Source organism: Dactylosporangium sp. NPDC051087 (assembly GCF_055586325.1).
Map to the genome: position 1 here is coordinate 331,252 of NZ_JBVJIJ010000007.1, position 21,562 is coordinate 352,813.

At 71.4% G+C, this 21,562-nt stretch carries 21 protein-coding genes; 3 read left to right on the forward strand and 18 right to left on the reverse strand.

Annotated features, from left to right (window positions below; genetic code table 11):
- Positions 1–108: 108 nt before the first annotated feature.
- From ACZ6TV_RS16160 to ACZ6TV_RS16180, 5 genes are all read right to left on the reverse strand, one after another.
- A complete protein-coding gene (locus tag ACZ6TV_RS16160) occupies positions 109–711 on the reverse strand; it encodes a GTP-binding protein (RefSeq protein ID WP_203848113.1) in 603 nt (200 codons plus the stop codon).
- The gene (locus ACZ6TV_RS16165) at positions 692–1,069 is read right to left on the reverse strand and encodes a DUF742 domain-containing protein (RefSeq protein ID WP_033358337.1); all 378 of its coding nucleotides are present in this window, start codon (positions 1,067–1,069) and stop codon (positions 692–694) included. The genes ACZ6TV_RS16160 and ACZ6TV_RS16165 overlap by 20 nt, the downstream gene beginning before the upstream one ends.
- Positions 1,070–1,164: 95 nt before the next feature.
- Positions 1,165–1,569, reverse strand: a complete 405-nt coding sequence (locus ACZ6TV_RS16170) for a roadblock/LC7 domain-containing protein (protein WP_033358336.1) — start codon at positions 1,567–1,569, stop codon at positions 1,165–1,167.
- Positions 1,566–5,033 carry a sensor histidine kinase gene (locus ACZ6TV_RS16175; RefSeq protein ID WP_465297941.1) on the reverse strand — a complete coding sequence of 1,156 codons (3,468 nt, stop codon included), beginning with the start codon at positions 5,031–5,033 and terminating at the stop codon, positions 1,566–1,568. The genes ACZ6TV_RS16170 and ACZ6TV_RS16175 overlap by 4 nt, the downstream gene beginning before the upstream one ends.
- A 246-nt stretch (positions 5,034–5,279) precedes the next feature.
- Complete coding sequence (locus tag ACZ6TV_RS16180) at positions 5,280–6,350, reverse strand: adenosine deaminase (RefSeq protein ID WP_465297942.1); 1,071 nt, start codon at positions 6,348–6,350, stop codon at positions 5,280–5,282.
- A 17-nt stretch (positions 6,351–6,367) separates the two neighbouring features.
- On the opposite strand from ACZ6TV_RS16180, the gene ACZ6TV_RS16185 reads away from it, so the two are divergent.
- Positions 6,368–7,192 carry a putative RNA methyltransferase gene (locus ACZ6TV_RS16185; protein WP_465297943.1) on the forward strand — a complete coding sequence of 275 codons (825 nt, stop codon included), beginning with the start codon at positions 6,368–6,370 and terminating at the stop codon, positions 7,190–7,192.
- On the opposite strand, the gene ACZ6TV_RS16190 is transcribed toward ACZ6TV_RS16185, so the two are convergent.
- From ACZ6TV_RS16190 to ACZ6TV_RS16230, 9 genes are all read right to left on the reverse strand, one after another.
- A complete protein-coding gene (locus tag ACZ6TV_RS16190) occupies positions 7,184–7,864 on the reverse strand; it encodes a DUF4272 domain-containing protein (protein ID WP_465297944.1) in 681 nt (226 codons plus the stop codon). The genes ACZ6TV_RS16185 and ACZ6TV_RS16190 overlap by 9 nt on opposite strands.
- Positions 7,865–7,910: 46 nt before the next feature.
- Complete coding sequence (locus ACZ6TV_RS16195) at positions 7,911–8,267, reverse strand: cupin domain-containing protein (RefSeq protein ID WP_465297945.1); 357 nt, start codon at positions 8,265–8,267, stop codon at positions 7,911–7,913.
- The gene (locus tag ACZ6TV_RS16200; protein WP_465298001.1) at positions 8,267–9,547 is read right to left on the reverse strand and encodes a thymidine phosphorylase; all 1,281 of its coding nucleotides are present in this window, start codon (positions 9,545–9,547) and stop codon (positions 8,267–8,269) included. Before ACZ6TV_RS16200 ends, ACZ6TV_RS16195 begins: the two co-directional genes overlap by 1 nt.
- Positions 9,544–10,257 (reverse strand): cytidine deaminase, encoded by a 714-nt coding sequence (locus ACZ6TV_RS16205; RefSeq protein WP_465297946.1) that lies wholly within the window; start codon positions 10,255–10,257, stop codon positions 9,544–9,546. The genes ACZ6TV_RS16200 and ACZ6TV_RS16205 overlap by 4 nt, the downstream gene beginning before the upstream one ends.
- Before the next feature lie 2 nt (positions 10,258–10,259).
- Entirely contained in the window at positions 10,260–11,510 is a 1,251-nt protein-coding gene (locus ACZ6TV_RS16210) for an ABC transporter permease (protein WP_465297947.1), read from the reverse strand.
- Positions 11,507–12,664, reverse strand: coding sequence for an ABC transporter permease (locus ACZ6TV_RS16215; protein ID WP_465297948.1), 1,158 nt, complete (start codon positions 12,662–12,664; stop codon positions 11,507–11,509). The genes ACZ6TV_RS16210 and ACZ6TV_RS16215 overlap by 4 nt, the downstream gene beginning before the upstream one ends.
- A gap of 180 nt (positions 12,665–12,844) precedes the next feature.
- Positions 12,845–14,365, reverse strand: coding sequence for an ABC transporter ATP-binding protein (locus ACZ6TV_RS16220; protein WP_465297949.1), 1,521 nt, complete (start codon positions 14,363–14,365; stop codon positions 12,845–12,847).
- A gap of 69 nt (positions 14,366–14,434) precedes the next feature.
- A complete protein-coding gene (locus ACZ6TV_RS16225; protein WP_465297950.1) occupies positions 14,435–15,493 on the reverse strand; it encodes a BMP family lipoprotein in 1,059 nt (352 codons plus the stop codon).
- 193 nt (positions 15,494–15,686) lie between these two features.
- Positions 15,687–16,028 carry a hypothetical protein gene (locus ACZ6TV_RS16230; protein WP_465297951.1) on the reverse strand — a complete coding sequence of 114 codons (342 nt, stop codon included), beginning with the start codon at positions 16,026–16,028 and terminating at the stop codon, positions 15,687–15,689.
- A gap of 57 nt (positions 16,029–16,085) precedes the next feature.
- Here ACZ6TV_RS16230 and ACZ6TV_RS16235 point away from each other — a divergent pair, with 57 nt between their 5' ends.
- Positions 16,086–17,000 carry a MerR family transcriptional regulator gene (locus ACZ6TV_RS16235; RefSeq protein ID WP_465297952.1) on the forward strand — a complete coding sequence of 305 codons (915 nt, stop codon included), beginning with the start codon at positions 16,086–16,088 and terminating at the stop codon, positions 16,998–17,000.
- 1 nt (position 17,001) lies between these two features.
- Positions 17,002–18,423 (forward strand): glycoside hydrolase family 13 protein, encoded by a 1,422-nt coding sequence (locus ACZ6TV_RS16240; RefSeq protein ID WP_465298002.1) that lies wholly within the window; start codon positions 17,002–17,004, stop codon positions 18,421–18,423.
- On the opposite strand, the gene ACZ6TV_RS16245 is transcribed toward ACZ6TV_RS16240, so the two are convergent.
- Genes ACZ6TV_RS16245 through trpS form a run of 4 tightly spaced genes read right to left on the reverse strand, consistent with a single transcriptional unit; the run spans position 18,420 to position 21,549 of the window.
- Entirely contained in the window at positions 18,420–18,848 is a 429-nt protein-coding gene (locus ACZ6TV_RS16245) for a hypothetical protein (RefSeq protein ID WP_465297953.1), read from the reverse strand. The genes ACZ6TV_RS16240 and ACZ6TV_RS16245 overlap by 4 nt on opposite strands.
- Positions 18,849–18,856: 8 nt before the next feature.
- On the reverse strand, positions 18,857–19,948 hold the full coding sequence (locus tag ACZ6TV_RS16250; protein WP_465297954.1) for a YhjD/YihY/BrkB family envelope integrity protein: 1,092 nt from the start codon (positions 19,946–19,948) through the stop codon (positions 18,857–18,859).
- A 4-nt stretch (positions 19,949–19,952) separates the two neighbouring features.
- Positions 19,953–20,522, reverse strand: coding sequence for a 2'-5' RNA ligase family protein (locus tag ACZ6TV_RS16255; protein WP_465297955.1), 570 nt, complete (start codon positions 20,520–20,522; stop codon positions 19,953–19,955).
- Positions 20,509–21,549: a tryptophan--tRNA ligase gene (gene trpS / locus ACZ6TV_RS16260; protein WP_465297956.1), complete on the reverse strand. Its 1,041-nt coding sequence runs from the start codon at positions 21,547–21,549 to the stop codon at positions 20,509–20,511. The genes ACZ6TV_RS16255 and trpS overlap by 14 nt, the downstream gene beginning before the upstream one ends.
- Positions 21,550–21,562: the final 13 nt, after the last annotated feature.

Genomic DNA, 21,562 nt, shown 5'->3' on the forward strand with positions numbered 1-21,562 from the left:
GACCGGCCCGGCGCGCAGCGGTGCGGAAACGAGCGCGCGCACCGTGCCCGCCCTGCTGAGGAGGCGGAGACGGTGCGCGCGTGGAGCGTGCGAGAGAGGGGTGGTGCGTTACGCGGGGGCGGTCGCCCGGGTGCGGCGCATCGAGAGCACGTATTCGACGAGGGAGATCAGGACGTTCTTCGTCGACTCGCGCGAGCGGGCGTCGCAGGACACGACCGGGACGTCGCTGGAGATGGCCAGCGCCTCCCGGACGTCGTCGGCGTTGTGATACTGCACGCCGTCGAAGCAGTTGATGGCGACGAGGTACGGCAGGCGCCGATGCTCGAAGAAGTCGATCGCGGCGAAACAGTCGGCGAGACGCCGCGTGTCCACCATGACGACAGCGCCGATGGCGCCGCGGACCAGTTCGTCCCACATGAACCAGAAACGGGTCTGGCCGGGGGTGCCGAACAGGTACAGGATCAGGTCACGGTCGATCGAGATACGACCGAAGTCCATCGCGACCGTGGTCGTCGTCTTGCCGGGGACATTGCGGGTGTCATCCACACCGACGCCGGCGGACGTCATGATGGCCTCGGTGGTCAGCGGCGTGATCTCCGAGACCGAGCCGACCAGTGTGGTCTTGCCCACGCCGAACCCTCCGGCGATGACGATCTTCGCTGACGTGACCCGCCCTGGGCGGACTGCCACGTCAGAGCCTCCGAAGTCCACTCAGCACCCTCTCAAGCAGTTCTGTGCCCACCGACTCGTTTTCGTCGAGCGAGGTCGGCTCGTACACCGCGACGAGTCCGTCGGCAGCCATGTCCGCCACAATGACCCGCGCGACACCCAGCGGAAGCTGCATGCGCGCCGCGATCTCAGCGAGAGACTGCAAGCGACCGTCGCAAAGCGTGGAAATGTATTGCTGTTCTTGTCCGTGAGCACCGCCCGGCCGAGAGTTGGCCGCGCGCCCGCGCACGGTGGTCTCGACCAGCGCCTCGATCGCAATGTCCAGCTTGGGCCGGGTGCGACCTCGGGTGACGGCGTACGGCCTGACCAACGCGCCGGTTGGTTCATCGCGCTCGGCCATGGTCGCCGTTCACCTCCTCACTCGTCGGGCCTCGTCAACAGCTGATGCGTCAACAGTTATTACGTCCGCTAATGCGTAAAGCACCTAGTTCAGTCTCAACCGAGCATCGATGCGGTCGGCCTGGGGGGTGGCGTCAACGCGTCACCGACCCGGTCGACCAGCAGCGCCATTTCGTATCCGACCTGGCCGACGTCGCACGCCCGGGCCGCGAGGACCGCGAACGAGGAGCCGTCGGAGATCGACATGAGGAACAGGAAACCGTTGTCCATTTCGACGACGGTCTGCAGCACCGCACCGCCCTCGAAGCAGCGGGAGGCGCCCTGCGTGAGGCTCACCAAACCGGAAGCGATCGCGGCGAGCTGGTCGCCACGGTCGCGCGGCAGGTCACGAGAGGCGGCCAACAGCAGACCGTCTGCCGAGACGGCTACCGCGTGGGCGACTCCCGGCACTCGGTCCGCGAAGTTGGCGAGCAGCCAACCGAGATCCTGCGTAGATGTCATGCCTCTTGCTCCTTGCCAACCTGCGAGTTTTGAGGCCCGGCCGAGGTGTGCTCCGGGGTTTTCGAGTCGTCGGACCGGGTGCGGCCGCGCTGAACGCCTCGGTGATACGCGGACAACAGACCACGCACGGACTCCGGCGTCCGCCGGTGGACCGTGGCGGGGTTCTTCTCCACCCCGCCGGGGACCAGCTGCGCTTGCGGCACGCGTTTTGGCAAACCCGTGTCGGTCGTCGCAAATTCCTGATCCTCGGCGAGTGCGGCGGCCGCCTGCCATCCTTCGTCTGCCGCAGTCTGCCAGTTTACCGCCGGACCGCCGGATCCCCGGTCGGCCGAACCTCGCGAAGCTTCACCCGGAACCCGGGTTTCAAATCGCTGCGGCGGCACGTATGCCGTGTCGCTGTAGGTCACCTCGACCGGTCGGGTCGAGGCACCGTTGGACGCGGGCGCCGGCGCCGCGGGAGCGGCCGGGGCCGCCGGTGCGGCGGCGACGGGCTCGTCGTCGAACTTCGGCGCCTTGCTGGTGGTCTGGAACCAGGCCGACTCCAGCTCGCGGAAGATCGGCAGCTCCATCGTCTCGTCGACGAAGCGCTGGCGGGAGTCGCCGGCGTCGCTGTCGGAGGCCGAGGGGTCCCAGTCGAGCCGGACCTTCGGGATCTCCGCGGTCATGTCGACCGGGGCCGCGTAGGGCTCGGGCTGCCGGTAGGGATCCGCGGCGGCATACCGGTCGGGCTGCTGCGCGGCGCCCGGAGCGGCGGGGCCGGAGGAGACCGGCGGCCAGGCGGGCGGTGCCGCCGCGGCCGGGGGCGGTCCACCGGCGTTGTACGCCGCGGGCGCGTCGAAGCCGCGCGGGCCGGGCGCCTCGGGGCGCTGCCGCGGGATCTGACCGCTGACCTCGTCCTCGGCGACCTCGCCGTCGACGGTCCAGTTCTCGTTGGCGCGGCGCTGCGGCAGCGGGTTGAGGTCGCCGGGCGACCGGCGGTCCTGGTCACCCTCGCCGTTGACGCCGGTCAGGTCCGACCACGCGGGCAGGCTGCGACCGGCTCCGGGACCCTGCTGGGCCGGCGGGCGCGGGCCGAAGCCACCGTCACGGGGACCGGGGCCGACCTCACGGGGTCCGCTGTCGCGGAAGGCGCTGGGTCCGCCGTGGCCGCCACCATACGGAGGCTGCCCGTTGGACGCCGGCGGCGTCTCCCGCCGCGGCGGGGCGCCGTTGGCGAAGCCGTTGACCGTCGGCCGCTCACCCGTGTGCGGGCCGGAGCCGAAGAGGCCGCTGCTGGTGAGCGTGCCGAAGCGCGGTCCACTGCCGTTGCCGCCGCCGCCGGCCGGGGCCGGGCCGCTCTCCAGTGCGAGCGGCGAGGCGAGCGGGGAGCGCGGCGCGGGCGTCGACGGGATCGGCCGGGCCTGGACCGTGTCGTTCGGTCCGACGGCGGGCATGCCCGCGGTCGGCATGCCGGCGTTGGCGCGGCCGGACAGGGCCCGCGGCACGAGGACACCGGCGGGCAGCGTCATGTCGGCGATGGTGCCGCGCTCGCGCGCGGCCCGCAGCTCGACCTTGACACCGTGCCGGGCGGCCAGCCGGGCGACCACGACGAGGCCCATCATCCGGGAGACGGCGACGTCGACCATCGGCGGGTTGGCGAGGCGCTCGTTGAGCTCGTTGAGCTGCTCGGGCGAGACGCCGATGCCGTGGTCCTCCACCAGCAGGACGGCGCGGTCGCCGACGCGGCGGGCCTCCACGATGACCGCCGAGTCCGGCGGGGAGAAGGCGGTCGCGTTGTCGAGCAGCTCGGCGACCAGGTGGACCATGTCGTTGACCGAGTGGGCCGCGATCTCGATGTCCCGGTCGATCATGCCGAACTCGATGCGCGTGTAGTGCTCGACCTCGGACTGCGCGGCGCGGAGCACGTCCATGAGCGGGGCGGGCTCGCGCTGGATGCGGGTGGAGTCGGCGCCGGCGAGGACCAGGAGGTTCTCGTCGTTACGGCGCATCCGGGTGGCGAGGTGGTCGAGCTGGAAGAGCTCGGCCAGCCGGTCCGGGTCCTCCTCGCCGCGCTCCAGCCGGTCCAGGTGACCGATGAGCCGGTCGACCAGGATCTGGGAGCGGCGGGCGAGGTTGACGAACATCGTCGCGACGCTGGCGCGCAGTGCGGCCTGCTCGGCGGCGGTGCGGACGGCTTCCAGGTGGACGGCGTTGAACGCCTCGGCGACCTGGCCGAACTCGTCCCGGCTGCGGACCGGGAGTGGCTCCGCGATCTGCAACGCCAGCTGGTGCGGCGACATCTGACCGGCCAGGGCCGGGTCACGCAGTCGCTGCACGGCCTGGGGCAGCCCGTACTGCGCGACGGTCAGCGCGCCGTGGCGCAACTCCCGCAGCGAGCGGGCCATGGACCGGGCCACGATCCAGGCGAAGAGGATGGCCAGCAGCAGCATGCCGAGCAGGGCGCCGGCGGTGACGAGCACCTGGCGCTGCAGGTCGTTGCGGTGCGCGGTCGCGTCCTCGATGTTGTGCTCGTCGAACTCGACCTCGATGCCGCGCAGCAGGTTGGCCTTGTTGACCATCGAGTTGTCCCAGTCGGCCGTGCTGAACAGGCCGCCGGGCAGGGCTTCGGTGGTGAGCGGCGTGAGCTGGCCCTCGAACTTGGCGGCCTCGCGCAGGTCGGAGCCGGCGATCTTCTTGTCGAAGAGGTCGCGGTGCCACGGCTCGGAGACGACCCGGAACTGCTCCTCGGCCTGCTCCTGACCGTTGATCGAGGCGTCGAACTCCTTGCGCAGCTGCGGCGTGAACGCCTTGCTCGTCAGGACCCGCAGCACGACGACCCGCTCGAGGGAGACCTGCTCCTTCATCTCGGAGATCGCCGCGGCGGCGCGCATGTCGGCGCCGAGCGCCGGGTTGTTGGACAACTCGGCGGCGGCGTCGCGGATGCTCAGCAGGTCGTCGATGAGCGTGCGATACCTGCTCACGACGGTGCTGGCGAGGATCTCCTTGCCACCCTCGGAGATCTGCTTGCGCATCCCAGGGAGGTCGAGCAGCTGGGTGTCGATCGAGGCGAGCTGCTTGCGGAAGTCCTCCGGCGGGTCGGCCAGGCCGGACCGGGTGAGCCGGTAGCCCTTGCTCGCTTCCTCGGACTTCTGGATCTGACGGTCGAACGTGGTGCGCGCCTCGACGGCGGCGGACTGCTGGTCGAGCACGCCGAGGAGCAGCGCCGCGTTGGCGCGCTCACTCTGCAGCTCGTGCACGAGGGCCGAGGCCTGGGCCGACAGGCCCGACAGGGTGCGGGCGCGGTCGGCGTCGTTGGCCTGACCGATGTTGTTGACGAGACCGTTGGTGCCGACCACGATCGTCGCGATGATCGGGACGATCATGATGAGGCCGAGCTTCGACCAGATCGGCAGGTCTCGGAGCCGGCCCACCGGGAGACGCAGACGCGACGAGACCGGCTCCCGCGTCGTTGGCCGTTTGCTCACTTCACCGCCCTCCGAACCGGGGCCTCGTGCATCCGAAGGCACCCGCGACCGGCCGACCCTACTGGGCCGAACCTCCGAGATTCCACCATGTCCCGTCGCAAGAAGAAAGCCCAGCCCTCCCGGTAGTCGATATGTTTCGGCTCAAGAAATAAGTCCGTTTACAGCCAACTTCGTCCTATCGGTTCCTTACGCTGGGCGATTTACCCGATACACGCGGATGAAGGTGGCTGACAAATCAGGACAAAGTCACGACATCAACTTCGCGTATGCGGGCTTGATCACGTCGTTGATCAAGGCCAGGCGTTCATCAAACGGAATGAAAGCACTTTTCATTGCATTCACCGTGAACCACTGCAACTCGGACCATCCGTAGCCGAAGGCCTCGACCAGCAGCGCCATCTCGCGGCTCATGGAGGTCCCGCTCATCAGCCGGTTGTCGGTGTTGACGGTGACCCGGAAGCGCAGGTCACGCAGCAGCCCGATCGGGTGCTCCCGGATCGAGGCGGCGGCGCCGGTCTGCACGTTGGACGACGGGCAGAGCTCCAGCGGGATGCGCTTGTCCCGCACGTACGCCGCGAGCCGGCCGAGGGAATTGTCCGGCGCGACGTCGTCGACGATGCGCACACCGTGTCCGAGCCGGTCGGCGCCGCACCACTGGATCGCCTGCCAGATCGACGGCAGACCGAACGCCTCGCCCGCGTGGATGGTGAAATGCGAGTTCTCGCGCTGGAGGTATTCGAAGGCGTCCAGGTGCCGGGTGGGCGGATAACCCGCCTCCGCGCCGGCGATGTCGAAGCCGACCACGCCGGCGTCGCGGTACTGCACCGACAGCTCGGCGATCTCCATCGAGCGGGCGGCGTGCCGCATCGCGGTCAGCAGCGTCCCGACCCGGATCGGGTTGCCCGCGGCGGCCGCCTCGGCGGAGCCCTCCCGGAAGCCGTCCAGGACCGCCTCCACCACCTCGGTCAGCACGAGGCCCTGGGCGAGGTGCTGCTCCGGGGCGAAGCGCACCTCGGCGTAGACGACGCCGTCGGCCGCGAGGTCAAGCGCGCACTCCCGGGCGACCCTGGCGAGGGACTCCCGGGTCTGCATCACGGCGACCGTGTGGGCGAACGTCTCCAGGTAGCGCTCCAGCGAGCCGGAGTCGGCGGCGGCGACGAACCACTCCCCGAGCCCTTCCGGGGTCGCGGCGGGCAGCTCGTGGCCGATGGCGGCGGCGAGGTCGAGGATGGTGGCGGGGCGCAGGCCCCCGTCGAGGTGGTCGTGGAGGAGGGCCTTCGGCGCGCGACGGATCTCGTCGTAGGTAGGAGCAACCATGGAACGACACTAGTAGCGTGCACGCCTCCGTCATCACACATCTTCGGTGTCCTGTCTGTGCCGGCCCCCTCACCGCCGCGGACCGGGCCCTGCGCTGCGCCGCCGGCCACTCGTTCGATCTGGCGCGGCAGGGCTACGCCGACCTGACCGCCGGCAGGTCCGTGCACGCCGGCGACAGCGCCGACATGGTGGCGGCCCGGGAGGCCCTGCTGGAGGCGGGGCACTTCGATGTCGTGTCCGACGCCGTTTCCTCGGCCGCGGCGGGTGTACCGGGGGAAGGCCTGATCCTGGAGGTGGGCGCCGGCACCGGCAGATACCTGGCCCGTGCGCTGGGCCCGGCCCGGGTGGGCCTGGCCGTGGACGTGTCGAAGGCGGCGCTGCGCCGCGCGGCCCGGGCCGACCCGCGGATCGGTGCGGTGCGCGCCGACGTGTGGCGGGGCCTGCCGGTGCGCGACGGCGCCGCCGACGTCCTGCTCGACATCTTCGCGCCGAGATCGGGCCAGGAGTTCGCCCGGGTGCTGCGGCCCGGCGGCGTCGCGGTCGTGGTCACCCCCGCCCCGGGCCACCTCGCGGAGCTGGTGGCGGCGCTGGGCATGGTCGGCGTCGACCCGGCGAAGCCGGAGCGGCTCGCGGCGAGCCTCCAGCCGTGGCTCACCCACCTGGGCACGACCCCGCTGCGGGCGGAGCTGACGCTGGACCGCGCCGCCGCGGCCGCGCTCGTCGGCATGGGCCCGAGCGCGTGGCACACCGACCCGGCCGAGGTCGCCGCCACCCTGGCCAGGATGGCGGAGCCGATCGTCACCACGCTGGAGGTACACCTGAGCAGGTGGCGGTCAGGTTGAGAGATCGACCTCTTCCCAGCCCGGCGGATCCCCGTGATAGGGGCCGGTGAAGACGACCGCCCACTCCAGGGCCCAGCGGCGCTGCCCGACGGCGTTGGAGTCCAGCTGCCCGGGCAGCGGCAGCCGCCGACGGTCCGCCTCCAGATATGACCAGTCCAGGCAGTAGTAGAGGTCGAGCTGGACCGCGGCGGCGCCGGCCCCGCGCGGCGCGGCCAGGGTGCGCTGCCGCCAGGCCGCGAAGGTCTCCCCCTGCGGCAGGTTGGGCAGCCGCTCCATGAGGCCGCCGGCCGCCGGCAGCAGCGGGTCGAGGTCCATGGCGATGCCCAGCAGCCAGGCCAGCGCGAACAGCGCCTCCAGGTGCAGCGCGAAGGAGCGCCCGTCGCCGTCGCCGTCGGAGACGAACTGCCACTCGGGCGCGGTCACCCGCTCCTCCAGCCGCGCCTCGCGCAGCCACTGCGTGGCCAGCTGCGACGGCATGCCGAAGGCCCGGGCGAGGACCACGTTGAGGATCGCCGCGCGCGCCTCGATCTCCTCGCCGGGACGCAGCTCCACCTGGTCACCCGGCTCCCACGCGAGGGGGAAGTTGGGCGGTGGCAGGGGGAGCCGCAGGCGGTGCAGCTCTTCGAGGCTCGCCTCCCGCACCCGCTGCGGATCCGGCGCCGTCACGGTCACCCGGGCACTGTAGCCGCCCGGCCAGGCGGTGTCTCCAGTGCGTTTCCTAGGCGTCCCGGCGGGCCAGCTCCGGCCCGAAGGCGGGCAGGCAGACCGCGACGTACTCCGCGCCCTCGGGGGTCGGGGTGGTGTAGCGGATCCGTTCCCCCGCCCGGGTGACGATCGCCTGACCCGCCACGACGTCGAAGTGGCCGCGGTCGTGCTCGACCCTGACCGTGCCGCGGAGCACGATCGTGAACTCGTCGAACTCCGGGGTCTGGAACGGCTCGGTCCAGCCGCCGGGCGCGATCATCTTCGCGATCGACACCGACGACTCGCCGGAGTTGACCCGGCCGACGTATTCGTCGATGACCTTGCCGCCCGGGACCGGGATCTGCGTCGGGGCGTCGATGAGCTGGGGCATCAGGAGATCCTGTCGAGAATCAGGGGTCGGGACGGTGGTGGCGTGTCGGAGACGGTGACGGCGTCGCGGGCCACGGACAGCGCCGCCGGCAGCTTCGCCGCGTCCTCCGCCCGCAGTTCCATGATCACATCGCCGGCCCGGACGGCGTCGCCGGGCTTGCGGTGCAGGACGATGCCGGCCGAGGCGCTGACCGGGTCCTCCTTGCGGGCCCGGCCCGCGCCGAGACGCCAGGCGGCCACGCCGACCGCGTAGGCGTCCATGGTGGAGACGAAGCCGTCGCGGCCGGCGGTGATCGTCTCGACCTCGTGCGCCACGGGCAGCGGCGCGTCCGGGTCGCCGCCCTGCGCGCGGACGAGCGCCCGCCACGAGTCCATGGCCCGCCCGTCGGCGATCGCGGCCTGCGGATCGGCGTCGCCGAGGCCGGCCGCGTCGAGCATCTCCCGGGCGAATGCCAGGGTCAGCGCGACCACGTCCTGCGGCCCGCCGCCGGCCAGGACCTCCAGGGACTCCTCGACCTCCACGGAGTGCCCGACCGTGCGGCCGAGCGGCACCTCCATGTCGGTGAGCAGCGCGACGGTGGTCACGCCGTGCGCCTTGCCCAGCTCGACCATGGTGCGGGCGAGCTCCCGGGCGTCGGCGACCTGGCGCATGAACGCGCCCGAGCCGAACTTCACGTCGAGGACCAGCGCGCCGGTGCCCTCCGCGATCTTCTTGCTCATGATCGAGCTGGCGATCAGCGGGATGGCCTCGACCGTGCCGGTGACGTCGCGCAGCGCGTACAGCTTCCGGTCGGCGGGCGCGAGCCCTTCGCCGGCGGCGCAGATCGCGGCGCCGACGGTGCGCAGCTGCTCGACGAACTGCTCGTTGGACAGCTTCGTCCCGAAGCCCGCGACGGCCTCCAGCTTGTCCAGGGTGCCGCCGGTGTGCCCGAGCCCGCGCCCGGACAGCTGCGGCACCGCGGCGCCGCAGGCGGCGACCAGCGGGGTCAGCGGCAGCGTGATCTTGTCGCCGACACCGCCGGTGGAGTGCTTGTCCACCGTCGGCCGGCCGACCCCGGACAGGTCCAGCCGCTCCCCCGACGCGATCATCGCGGCGGTCCAGCGGGCGATCTCGCCGGCGCTCATGCCGTTGAGCAGGATCGCCATCGCGAGCGCGGACATCTGCTCGTCGGCGACGGCGCCTCTGGTGTACGCGTCGACGACCCAGTCGATCTGCGCGTCGCTCAGGACGCCCTTGTCGCGCTTGGCGCGGATCACGTCCACGGCCGCGAAGGTCATCAGATGCTCCAGTCCTCGTCGATGCCCGCCGGCCGGGGGGTGTCCCCGGCCCAGCGGGAGATGCCCTGGGCGTCCACCACGATCACCCGTGGCGTGCGGATCCGGCCCCAGGCCACGGCCTCCTCGGCGGTGGCCCAGGTCGGTCCCTCCTCCAAGATGCCCGCCGCCTCGCCGTCGCCGGTGCCGGACGACCGCTCCCAGTAGGAGGTCCAGACCTGCCTGCCGTCGGCCACGTCGGGGTGCACGAACACCGTCCCCGTCCCGACCTTCAGCGCGAGCGCGGCCGGGACGGTGGGTGCCGAGGACGCCGCGCCGCCGCCGATCCGCCCGAGGTCGCGGTCGTCGAACGCGTACGGCAGCAGCGCCGACATCGGCAGCGGGCCGTCGGCGTGGTCGATGAGGCAGTCCGGGCCGCCGTGCTCCCACAGCAGCTGCCGGCAGCGCCCGCACGGCATGAGCGGCTGCCCGTCGCCGTCGACGCAGGCCAGGGCGACCAGCCGGCCGCCGCCGGTGACCTGGAGGTTGGAGACCAGGCCGCACTCGGCGCACAGGCCGAGGCCGTAGGAGGCGTTCTCGACGTTGCAGCCGACGACGACCCTGCCGTCGTCGACCAGCGCCGCGGCACCGACCGGGAACTTCGAGTACGGCGCGTAGGCGCGCGCCATCACGGTGACGGCCGCCGTGCGCAGCGCCACCCAGTCAACGTCCGCCACGCTCAGCCTCCACGCCGGTACGGCTTGCCGTCCGCCGCGGGCGGTCTGAGCCGCTGGGCCGCGAGCGCCAGCACCACCAGCACGGTGATGTACGGCGCCGCCTGCACCATCGCGGTCGGGATGGTGTCCACAGCAAAGAACAATACGTAGGACAGGACGCCGAGGACGGCGGAAGCGATCGCCACGACCCGGTTGCGGCGGATGAACTCCCACACGGCGAGCGCCAGCAGCAGCGCCCCGACCAGGATGAGCAGGGCGTGCACGGACTCGCTGCCGCGCCGCAGCTGCAGCGCGTCGGTGTAGCCGAACAGGGAGGCGCCGACGGCGAGGCCGCCCGGCCGCCAGTTGCCGAAGATCATCGCGGCGAGGCCGATGTACCCGCGCCCGCCGGTCTGCCCCTCGCGGTAGATCGCGGAGGTGACCGTGGACAGGTACACGCCGCCGAGCCCGGCCATCGCGCCGGAGATCACGACGCCGTAGTACTTGTAGCGGTAGACGTTGAGGCCGAGGCTCTCCGCCGCCTGGGGGTCCTCGCCGACGGAGCGGACCCGCAGGCCGAAGGCGGTCTTCCACAGCAGCCACGCGGAGAGCGGGATCAGCAGGACGGCGAGGATCGTCACCAGCGAGACCTCGTGGAGCAGGCCGCGCAGCACCCCGGCGACGTCGCTCACCAGGAACCACTCGTGCTCCTCGAGCCCCTTGAGGCTGTTGACGCCGGGCACCGAGATCCTGGGCACCTGGTCCACGACCTGCGGCGACTGGGTCGCGCCGGCGCTGCCCCAGGTGATGTACGACAGGTAGCGCACGACCCCGGGCGCCAGGATCGTCATCGCGACGCCGGAGATGATGTGGTCGACGCCGAACGTGACGGTGGCGACCGCGTGGACGAGGCCGCCGATGGCGCCGCCGAGGATGCCGATGAGCAGCCCGATCCACGGCCCGAACTCCAGGCTGCCCCACGCGCCGAACCAGGTGCCGAGGATCATCTGGCCCTCGAGGCCGATGTTGACCACGCCGGCGCGCTCCGCCCAGAGGCCGCCGAGACCGGCGAGCCCCAGCGGGACCGCCGCCTGGAGCGCGGCCTGGATGGCCCCCGACGACGTGACGTCGGGGGCGCTGGCGAGCTGGTGGACCAGGGACAGCCCGATCAGCGCGCCGGCGATGATCAGCAGGATCGTGCCGGTGGACATGCGCCGGCTGCGGGGCTTGGCCGCGGGCTGCGCCGCTGCCGAGAGCATCGTGTCGGTGCTCACTTCGACTCCTCCACTACCACGGCTGCGGGCGCGGCCGCGGCGGTGGCCACGCCGACCCGCCGTTGCTGCGCCCGCCTGCCGACGCGGGCCGCGAGCTCGTAGGCGATGACGACCGACAGGACGGTGACGCCCTGCATGATCAGGATGATCTCTTTCGGGATCCCGTCGAGGTCGAGGATGATCTGCGAGCTGGCCAGGAAGCCCCACAGGATCGCGCCGAGGGCCATGCCGATCGGGTGGTTGCGGCCGAGCAGGGCGACGGCGATGCCGGTGAAGCCGATGCCGCCGAAGCCCTCCGTGTAGGTGTGGCTCTCCCCGAGCATGCGGGGCAGGTTGACCAGGCCGGCGACGGCTCCGGAGATCAGCATCGCGGTGATCACCATGCGCTTGGCGTTGACGCCGCTGGCGACCGCCGCGAAGGGGTTGTAGCCGGTGGCCCGCAGGTCGAAGCCGAAGCGGGTGCGGTTGATGGTGAACCAGTACGCGACGCCGAGGACCACGGCGATCGCGAAGAAGCCGAGCACCTTCTGCTCGGTGCCGGAGACGATCGGCAGGCCGGGCATCCAGGAGCTCTCCGGCAGGATGCCGGTGGTCTTGATCTGGGCGCCGGGCTCCGTCACGCCCCAGTGGTCGTTGAGCAGCCAGGTCACCAGCAGGCCGCCGATCGCGTTGAGCATCAGCGTGGAGATGACCTCGCTGACGCCCCGCTGGGTCTTCAGCAGCGCCGCGATGGACGCCCACAGCGCGCCGACGATCATCGCGACCACGATGATGAGCACGATCCGCAGGCCGCCGGGCATCCATTTCATGAACGACGCGCTGGCCAGGGCACCCGCGAAGAACGCGGCGACCTTGGACTGGCCCTCGACGCCGATGTTGAACAGGCCCATCTTGAAGCCGAACGCCACCGCGACGGCGGCGATGTAGAGCTCGCTGGCCTTGTTGAGGATCTCGACCTTCTGGTCGGGCTGCATGCCGAACTCGTACATGTGCTGGAAGGCCAGCAGCGGGTCCTTGTCGCTGATCAGCAGCGCGACCGAGGAGATCGCGGCGGCGATGACCAGCGCGGCGACCGGCGCGATCAGCTGCGGGAGCAGCTTGCCGACGTCGATGCGCCGGGCCCCGACGGCGGGGGCCGCGGGGGCCGCGCTCATGCCGCCACCTCCGCTGCGCTGCGGCGACGGCCTGAGCCAAATGCTGCGTTCATGATGAGCGGCTCCTCGCTCCGCTGCGGCCCGCTCATGCCGCCACCTCCGCTGCGCTGCGGCGACGGCGTGGGGCACCGGATGGGCTGAGCCGATGATGCCCGGCTCCTCCGCTGCGCTCCGGACCGGTCATGAAGGGGTCTCCTCACCTGTGGCGCCGGTCATGGCGACGCCGAGCTGCTCGGGGGTGACGGTCGACGGGTCGGCGTCGGCCACCAGCCGCCCACCGTAGATGACCTTCAGCGAGTCGGACAGACCGATCAGCTCGTCCAGGTCGGCCGAGATGAGCAGCACGCCCATGCCGGCGATCCGGGCGTTGCGGATGTGGTCCCAGATGGCGGCCTGGGCGCCGACGTCCACCCCGCGGGTCGGGTGGGCGGCGATCAGCAGCTTCGGCTGGTGGCTCATCTCCCGGCCGACGATGAGCTTCTGCTGGTTGCCGCCGGACAGCGCGACCGCGGCGACGTCGATGCTGGGGGTGCGGACGTCGTACTCGGCGACGATCCGGGTGGTGTCGCGGCGGGCGCCGCCGACGTTGATCAGGGCACCGCTGGCGTTGGGCTTCTCGGTCTGGTGGCCGAGGATGCGGTTCTCCCAGAGCGGGGCGTCCAGCAGCAGGCCCTGCCGGTGCCGGTCCTCCGGGATGTAGCCGAGGCCCGCCTCGCGGCGCCGCCGGGTGCGCCAGCCGGAGATGTCGGCGCCGTCGAGGCTGACGGTGCCGGTGGAGTCGCGCATGCCCATGATGGCCTCGGCGAGCTCGGCCTGGCCGTTGCCCTCGACGCCGGCGATGCCGACGACCTCGCCCTTGTGGATCGTGAAGGTGGCTCCGTCGACGATCGGCCGCCCGTCGGCGCCGCGGACGGTGAGCTTCTCCACGACCAGGACCGGCACGTCGGTGACGGTCGACTCGCGCGCCTCGGGGCTGGGCAGCTCGCTGCCGACCATGAGGGTCGCCAGCTGGCGGGCGGTGACCTGGTCGGGCTTGACGGACGCGACGGTCGTGCCGCGCCGGATGACGGTGATGTCGTCGGCGACGCCGCGGACCTCGTCGAGCTTGTGGGAGATGAACAGCACGGTCAGGCCCTCGCGGATGAGCTCGCGCAGGTTGCCGAAGAGCTCGTCGACCTCCTGCGGGACCAGCACCGCGGTCGGCTCGTCGAGGATGAGGATGCGGGCGCCCCGGTACAGCACCTTGAGGATCTCGACCCGCTGGCGGTCGCCGACGCCGAGGTCCTCGACCAGCGCGTCGGGCTCGACGCCCAGCCCGTACCGCTCGGAGATCTCGCTGATCTTCCGCTTCGCCTGGGCGCCGATGCCGTGCAGCTTCTCGGCGCCGAGGACCACGTTCTCCGTCACCGTGAAGTTGTCGGCCAGCATGAAGTGCTGGTGCACCATGCCGATGCCGACCGCGATCGCGCCCTGCGGCGAGGAGAACCGCACCGGGCTGCCCTCGATGAGGATCTCGCCCTCGTCCGGCGGCTGCATCCCGTAGAGGATCTTCATGAGGGTCGACTTGCCGGCCCCGTTCTCACCGACGATCGCGTGGATCGTGCCCTTGCGGACGGTGAGGTTGACGTCCGAGTTCGCCACGACGCCGGGGAACCGTTTGGTGATCCCCTTCAGCTCGACGGCGGGTGGGTCCGCGGTCACGAGATGCTCCTTCAACGAGTGATGGCGGGGGACCGGATCACAGTCCCCCGCCTCACGTCCAGCTATGGATTACTTGGTCGGCACCGTGATCTTGCCGGAGACGATGTCGGCCTTGAACTCGTCGAGCTTGGTCTTGATGTCGTCGACCTGACCACCGGAGGTGGCGTAGCCCACGCCGTCGGCCTTGAGGTCGAAGACCGTCGGGCCCGCCTTGAACTTCTCCTCGGAGTAGTCCTTGACGAAGTTGAACACCGCGTTGTCGACCCGCTTGAGCATCGAGGTCATGATGACCGTCTTGAGCGACGCGTCGGTCACGGTGTTGTACTGGTCCGAGTCGACGCCGATGGCCAGGGCGCTCTTGGCCTTGGCGGCCTCGAAGACGCCGGTGCCGGAGCCGCCGGCGGCCGCGTAGATGATGTCGGCCTTCTGGTCGTACATACCGGTGGCCGCGGTCTTGCCACCCGCGGGGTCGTTGAAGCCCTTGCAGGCCTCGGCCGGGGTCGACAGGTAGTTGGTCAGCACCTTGACGTCGGCCTTGGCGGCCTTGGCGCCCGCGGTGAAGCCCGCCTCGAACTTCTTGATCAGGTCGACCTGGCAGCCACCGATGAAGCCGACCGTGCCGGTCTTCGTCTTCAGGGCCGCGGCCGCACCGACCAGGAAGGAGCCCTGCTCCTCGGCGAACACGAGGTCGGCCACGTTGTCGGCGGCGGTGCCGCCGTCGACGATGGCGAACTTCGTGTTCGGGCAGTCCTTCGCGGCACGGGCGAGCGGACCGTTCTTGGCGTCCGCGCCGTCGTAGACGAAGCCGACCGCGATGACCGGGTTGTAACCCGTCGTGCAGAGCAGCTTCAGGCGCGAGTACTTGTCGTTCTCGCTCTCGCCGGCGACCGCGGCCAGGTCCTTGACCTCGATGTTGAGGTCGGTCTTGACCCGGTCCAGACCGGCGGCGGCGGAGTCGTTGAACGACTTGTCGCCGCGGCCGCCGATGTCGAACGCGAGGCCGACCTTGATGCTCTTCTTCGTGCTGCCGCTGCTCGTGCTGCCCGGCTCGTCGCTCTTGTCATCGCCGCAAGCGGCCATGCTGCCCAACGCGACGATCGCCACCGCGGCGGCCGCGAGAACCTTCATCCCACGCACTCGGCGCAAGACGGTCTCCCTTCACCAAAGCACCGCCCCAACGCGGTGAATCCCAACGGCGGGAGCGTACGCCCTCGGACCGGCAGTTCCCCCGTTTGCTGCCGGGTTGGGAGGAGTGCGTTATAGGGCCGTGACGTGCCAGAGGTCCCTTCAGCCTACCGAGATCGATCTTGTAACGCCCGCTTTACTTCCAAAAGACGGCAACGGCGGCGTTAACGAGCGTTAGCCCCACCAAAGCCAGGAAATGCCCCCGGTTGACCTGCTCACGCTTGCGCGAGAAGAACGCCATGGCGAAGATCGCCAGGCCGATGACCGCCTTGACGGCGAGCTTGGCGGCCGGCGGCTCGTCGCCGTCGCGCAACGGCGCGGACAGCGCGATGCCGGTCACCACCTGGACGATCGCACCCCACAACATCGCGTTGTTGATCCGCAGTTTGCCGGTGAGGTACTGGGCGATCGAGCCACCCAGCAGCAGCGCGAAGCCGATGAGGTGGGCATAGAGGAGGATGAGCCGCAAAGGTTCCACCCCGGGAACGTAGCGTCCACTTGACTGTCCAGTCACTGGAGGGTCGACGATGGCGACATGAACATCGGCGAGCTGTCGAGGCTGTCCGGGCTGCCGGTCAAGACGATCCGCTACTACTCCGACGTCGGCCTGGTGCCGGAGGCGGAGCGCTCCGCGGCCGGCTACCGGCGCTACGACCACGACTCGCTGGTCAGGCTGGAGTTCGTGCGCACGCTGCGCGACCTCGGGCTGGACATCGCGACGATCAGGCGGGTGCTGGACCGCGGCGAGGACCTGGGCGCGGTGGCCGCCGCGCACGCCGAGGCGATCGGCGTGCAGATCCGGGTGCTCCGGCTGCGCCGGGCGGCGCTGCGCGCGGTGGCCCGCCGCGATCCGACGCCCGGAGAGCTCGATCGGATGACCCGCATCGCCCAGGCGAGCACCGACGAGCGCCGCCGGATCGTGGACGAGTTCTTCGACACCATCTTCGCCGGGATCGCCGAGACGGAGCAGGCCGCCGAGTTCACCGCGCGGATGCGCGGGGTCTCCCCCGACCTGCCCGACGACCCCACCGACGCCCAGGTCGACGCGTGGATCGAGCTCGCCGGGATGCTCCGTGAGCAGGACTTCCGGGCCCGCCTCAACGAGATGAGCAAGCGGAGCTTCGCGCCGGGCGAGCGCCGCCTGACCCCGACCGACACCTCGGAAATAGCATGGTTCACCGGCCACATCGCCGCGCACATGGACGCCGGGACGGCGCCCGGCAGCCCGGCGGCGGTGCCGGTGGTCGCCGAGGTGCTGCGGCGGTGGGGCGTCGCCGAGGAGGACCGCGACGAGCTCGTCGACCAGCTCACCCTCGCCGTCGACCCGCGCGCCGAGCGCTACTGGCAGCTGATGGCCGTGATCAACGGATGGCCGCCGATCCCCCCGGCGATGCACCGGTGGGAGTGGTTCCTGAACGCCCTCCGTGAGGGCCGCGGCCCGTTAGCGTGACCTGGTGGAGTGGTGGCGGCACGCGGTCATCTATCAGGTCTATCCGCGCAGCTTCGCCGACGCCGACGGGGACGGCGTCGGCGACCTGCCGGGCATCACCGCCCGGCTCGGCCACCTCGCCGACCTCGGCGTCGACGCCCTGTGGCTCTCCCCGTTCTACCGCTCCCCCATGGTCGACGGCGGCTACGACGTCAGCGACTACCGCGACGTCGACCCGGTCTTCGGCACCCTGGCCGACTTCGACGCCCTGCTCGCCGAGGCGCACCGGCTCGGGCTGCGGCTGATCGTCGACATCGTGCCCAACCACACGTCCTCGCGGCACCCCTGGTTCGTCGACGGGCGGCGCGACCGGTACGTCTTCCGCGACGAGCCGAACGGGTGGCAGTCGCTCTTCGGCGGCCCCGCCTGGACCCGGGTCGCCGACGGGCAGTGGTACCTGCACCTGTTCGACCCCGAGCAGCCCGACCTGAACTGGCACAACCCCGAGGTCCGCGACGAGTTCGACGACATCCTGCGCTTCTGGCTGGACCGGGGCGTGGACGGCTTCCGGGTCGACGTCGCCCACGGCATGATCAAGGACCTGGCCGGCGTGACGCTCTTCGACCACGAGGACGTGCACGAGATCCACCGCCGCTGGCGCAAGATCCTGGACTCCTACCCGGGCGAGCGGATGGCGGTCGCCGAGGTGTTCGACACCGCGCCGGACCGGGTCGCCCGCTACGTGTCCGTCGGCGAGCTGCACCAGGCGTTCAACTTCGACTTCCTGGAGGCGCCGTGGGACCCGGCGGTCCTGCGCCGCATCATCGACGCCTCGCTCACGGCGGCGGCCGCGGTCGGCGCGCCGCCGACCTGGGTGCTGTCCAACCACGACCGGCGCCGGCACGTGACCCGGTTCGGCGGCGTGCGGCGGGCCCGGGCGGCGGCCCTGCTGATGCTCGGCCTGCCCGGCAGCGCCTACCTGTACCAGGGCGAGGAGCTCGGCCTGCCGGAGGTCCTGGACCTGCCGGACGAGGTGCGCACCGACCCGCAGTGGGTCCGCTCCGGCGGCAAGGAGCTCGGCCGGGACGGCTGCCGGGTGCCGCTGCCCTGGTCCGGTGCCGTGCCACCGTTCGGCTTCGGGCCCGGGGGCTCGTGGCTGCCGCAACCGGCGGACTGGGCCGGCCTGACCGTCGAGGCGCAGCGGCAGGACCCGCACTCGACGCTGTCGCTCTACCGCGCCGCGCTGCGGCTGCGCCGGCCGTCCGGCGTGCTGCGCTGGCTGGACGCGCCCGACGGGGTGCTGCGCTTCGAGACGGACACGATGCGCGTGGCGGCGAACCTGAGCGGGACCCCGGTCCCGATTGAGCCGGCCACCCCGCTGCTGAGCAGCGACGAGATGGCCGGCGAGCTGCCACCGGACACGACCGCCTGGTGGACGATCTAAGCGGTCAGCTTGGCCGCGATCCGGGCGAAGCCGGCGCGGATCTCCTCGATCGACGGGGCTTCGTGCGTGTGGTCCGGGTCGTCATGGTCGTGGTCGTGATGGTGGTGGTCGTCGCCGTAGTCCGCGAGCTCCTCGTCGAGCGCCGCGGTCTCCAGGTCCTCGTTCTCCGCCGCCAGCCGGGAGGCGGCGATGTCACCGAGGATCTGCTCGGCGGTGACGTGCGGCTGGAGCGGCTCGACCACCGCCATCAGGTCCTCGTCGGCGACGACGGCCTCGGCGAGGGCGAGCGCGTGCGCCCGCTCGTAGGGCCCGGCCACGACGGGCTCCCACTCCTCGTCCTCGTTCAACGGGCCGAAGGTGATGATCCACGGCAGGGTCAGCGCCGGCGCGTCGGCCGGCAGGTCCAAAGTCACAAGTGCACCCACGGCGCCCATCATGACCCCTCGCGCGGCTCCACAGGCGACGAACCGCCGGACGGTGCGATCCGCCCGGCCATGTCGGCGGCCGCCGCCACCGAATCCGGGTCCGGGCCACCCTGGTGGGGTGGGTGGTCGGCGCGTACCTCGGCCGCGACCCGCTGGGTGGTCTCCGCGGCCTCCTCGACCAGCTCGGCCGCGCGCAGCGCCGCCCTCACGTCGCTGCGCGGCTCACCCCCGGCCAGGTCCTTGGCCCGGCCGTGGGTGTCGGTGGCGGCGAGCGCGGCGGCGAACAGCAGCAGCTGGTGCAGCAGGTACATGTAGAGCAGCAACCCGATCGTGCCGGCCACCAGCTGGTATGCCGGGTTGTCCTCGATCCGGGTGATGTAGAGCTTCCCGAGCGTCTTGAGCAGGCCGAGACCGACCGCGAAGAGCGCCGCCGAGGGCAGCAGGCGGCGCAGCGACATCCGCAGCCGCGGCACGCCGGCCAGCAGGGCCATGCCCAGCACCAGGTCCACGATCCCGGACAGCAGCGTCGAGGTGCCCCGCAGCGCCACCCGGACCGGGTCCTGCTCGAAGTCGCCGGCCAGCCAGTACAGCAGCTCCTGGACACCGGCGAAGATGCCGATCGACACGATCAGCAGCAGGCCGAGCGCCACCAGGACGCCGAGGTCGACGAGCCAGCGCACGAAGTAGTTGCCGGGGTGCTCCTGCAGGTGCCACAGGGCACGCTGCGACGAGCGCAGGTTCTCCACCCAGCCGACCCCGGCGATGACCAGGCCGACCAGCGCGATCAGCCCGATCTGCTGGCTACCGGCGAAGACCTGGTCGGAGTGCAGCTGTGGCAGGTTGACCGCCAGGTAGGCCTGCACCCGGGCGACCACGGCGTCGTTGCCGCCGAGCACCCGGCCGAGGATGAAGAACGCCACGACCACCATCGCGAAGACGGCGAAGAAGCCGTAATAGGCCGTGGCGGCGGCCAGGCGGGCCGCGTCGACGTCGAAGTAGCGCTCCTGGGCGCGCCAGACGTGGTCGAACACGCGGGAGCGGCGGCGGCCCGCGGCCACCGCCCGATCGAAGCCGGCTTCCAGCCGGTCCAACAGGCCCACGGTTCTATCGTCGCTGATCGGCGGCGGACCGGCGCGGCGAGAGCCGGTACTGCGCGTGCGGCCGCCACCTGCCGCCCTCGTCGTGCTCGAACAGCGCGAAGCCGTCGACGGCGAAGACCGCCTCGTAGCCGGCGAGGTCGGCGAAGACGGCGTCGAGCGCCTCCGGCGCCACGTTGTGCGCGACCGTCACGTGCGGGTGGTACGGGAACGGCACCGACGCCTCGATCGCGGCGGCGCCCAGCACGGCCTCGTGCAGCCGCTCGCACTCGCTGATGCCGGCCGCGACCGCGACGAAGACCACCTGGGTGAGCGGGCGGAACGTGCCGGTCCCGCGCAGCCGCACCTCGAACGCGCTGTGCCGGGCCGCGACGCCGGTGAGGTGCCGGTCGATCGCGGGCAGGTCGGCGGCGGCGACGACGGTCGGGCCGAGCAGGGTCACGTGCGCGGGCACGTGCGCGGCGGCGGGGTCGCCCGCGGCGAGCCGGGCGGCGGTGAGCTCGCTGCCCCACGGGTCGGGGAGGTCGATCGCGACGCCGATGGTGGTCCGCTCGCGCGCCACGTCAGTGCGCAGCACCCGGTGCGAGGAACCCGATCCGGTCGTAGACCGTCCTCAGGGTGGCCGAGGCGACCGTGCGGGCCTTGTCGGCGCCGATCGCGAGCAGCTTGTCCAGCTGCGCCGGGTCCTCCAGATAGGTGTTGGTGCGCTGCTGGATCGGGCGCATGAACTCCACCACGACCTCGGCGAGGTCCTTCTTCAGGTCGCCGTAGCCCTTGCCGTCGTAGGCGGCGACGAGGTCCTCGATGCTCCGCCCGGTCAGCGCCGAGTAGATCGTGAGCAGGTTGGAGACGCCCGGCTTGGCGGCCTGGTCGAAGATGATCTCGCGGCCGGTGTCGGTGACCGCCGACTTGATCTTCTTCGCGGCCTTCGCCGGGTCCTCGAGCAGCTCGACCAGGCCGGCCGCGGTCGACGCCGACTTCGACATCTTCGCCGTCGGCTCCTGCAGGTCGGTGATCTTCGCCGTGTCCTTGATGATGTACGGCGCCGGCACGGTGAACGTCGCGCCGAACGTGGTGTTGAAGCGCTGCGCCAGGTCGCGGGTCAGCTCCAGGTGCTGCCGCTGGTCCTCGCCGACGGGCACCGCGTCCGCCTGGTACAGCAGGATGTCGGCGGCCTGCAGGATCGGGTAGGTGAAGAGCCCGACGCTGGAGCGGTCGGCACCCTGCTTCTGGGACTTGTCCTTGAACTGCGTCATCCGGCTGGCCTCGCCGAAGCCGGTGATGCAGCCCATCACCCAGCCGAGCTGCGCGTGCTCCGGCACCTGGCTCTGCACGAACAGCGTGCACCGCTCCGGCTCGAGCCCGACCGCCAGCAGCTGCGCCGTGCTCACCCGGGTGCGCTTGCGCAGCAGCGCCGGGTCGTGGCCCGCGGTGATCGCGTGCAGGTCGACGACGCAGTAGAACGTATCGTGCGTGTCCTGCATCGCCACCCAGTTGCGCAGCGCACCGAGATAGTTCCCCAGATGGAACGAGTCGGCGGTGGGCTGGATCCCGGAGAGCACCCGAGGCCGGGCGGTGCTGACGGACGACGACATGCGCGCCATTCTGTCAGCACCA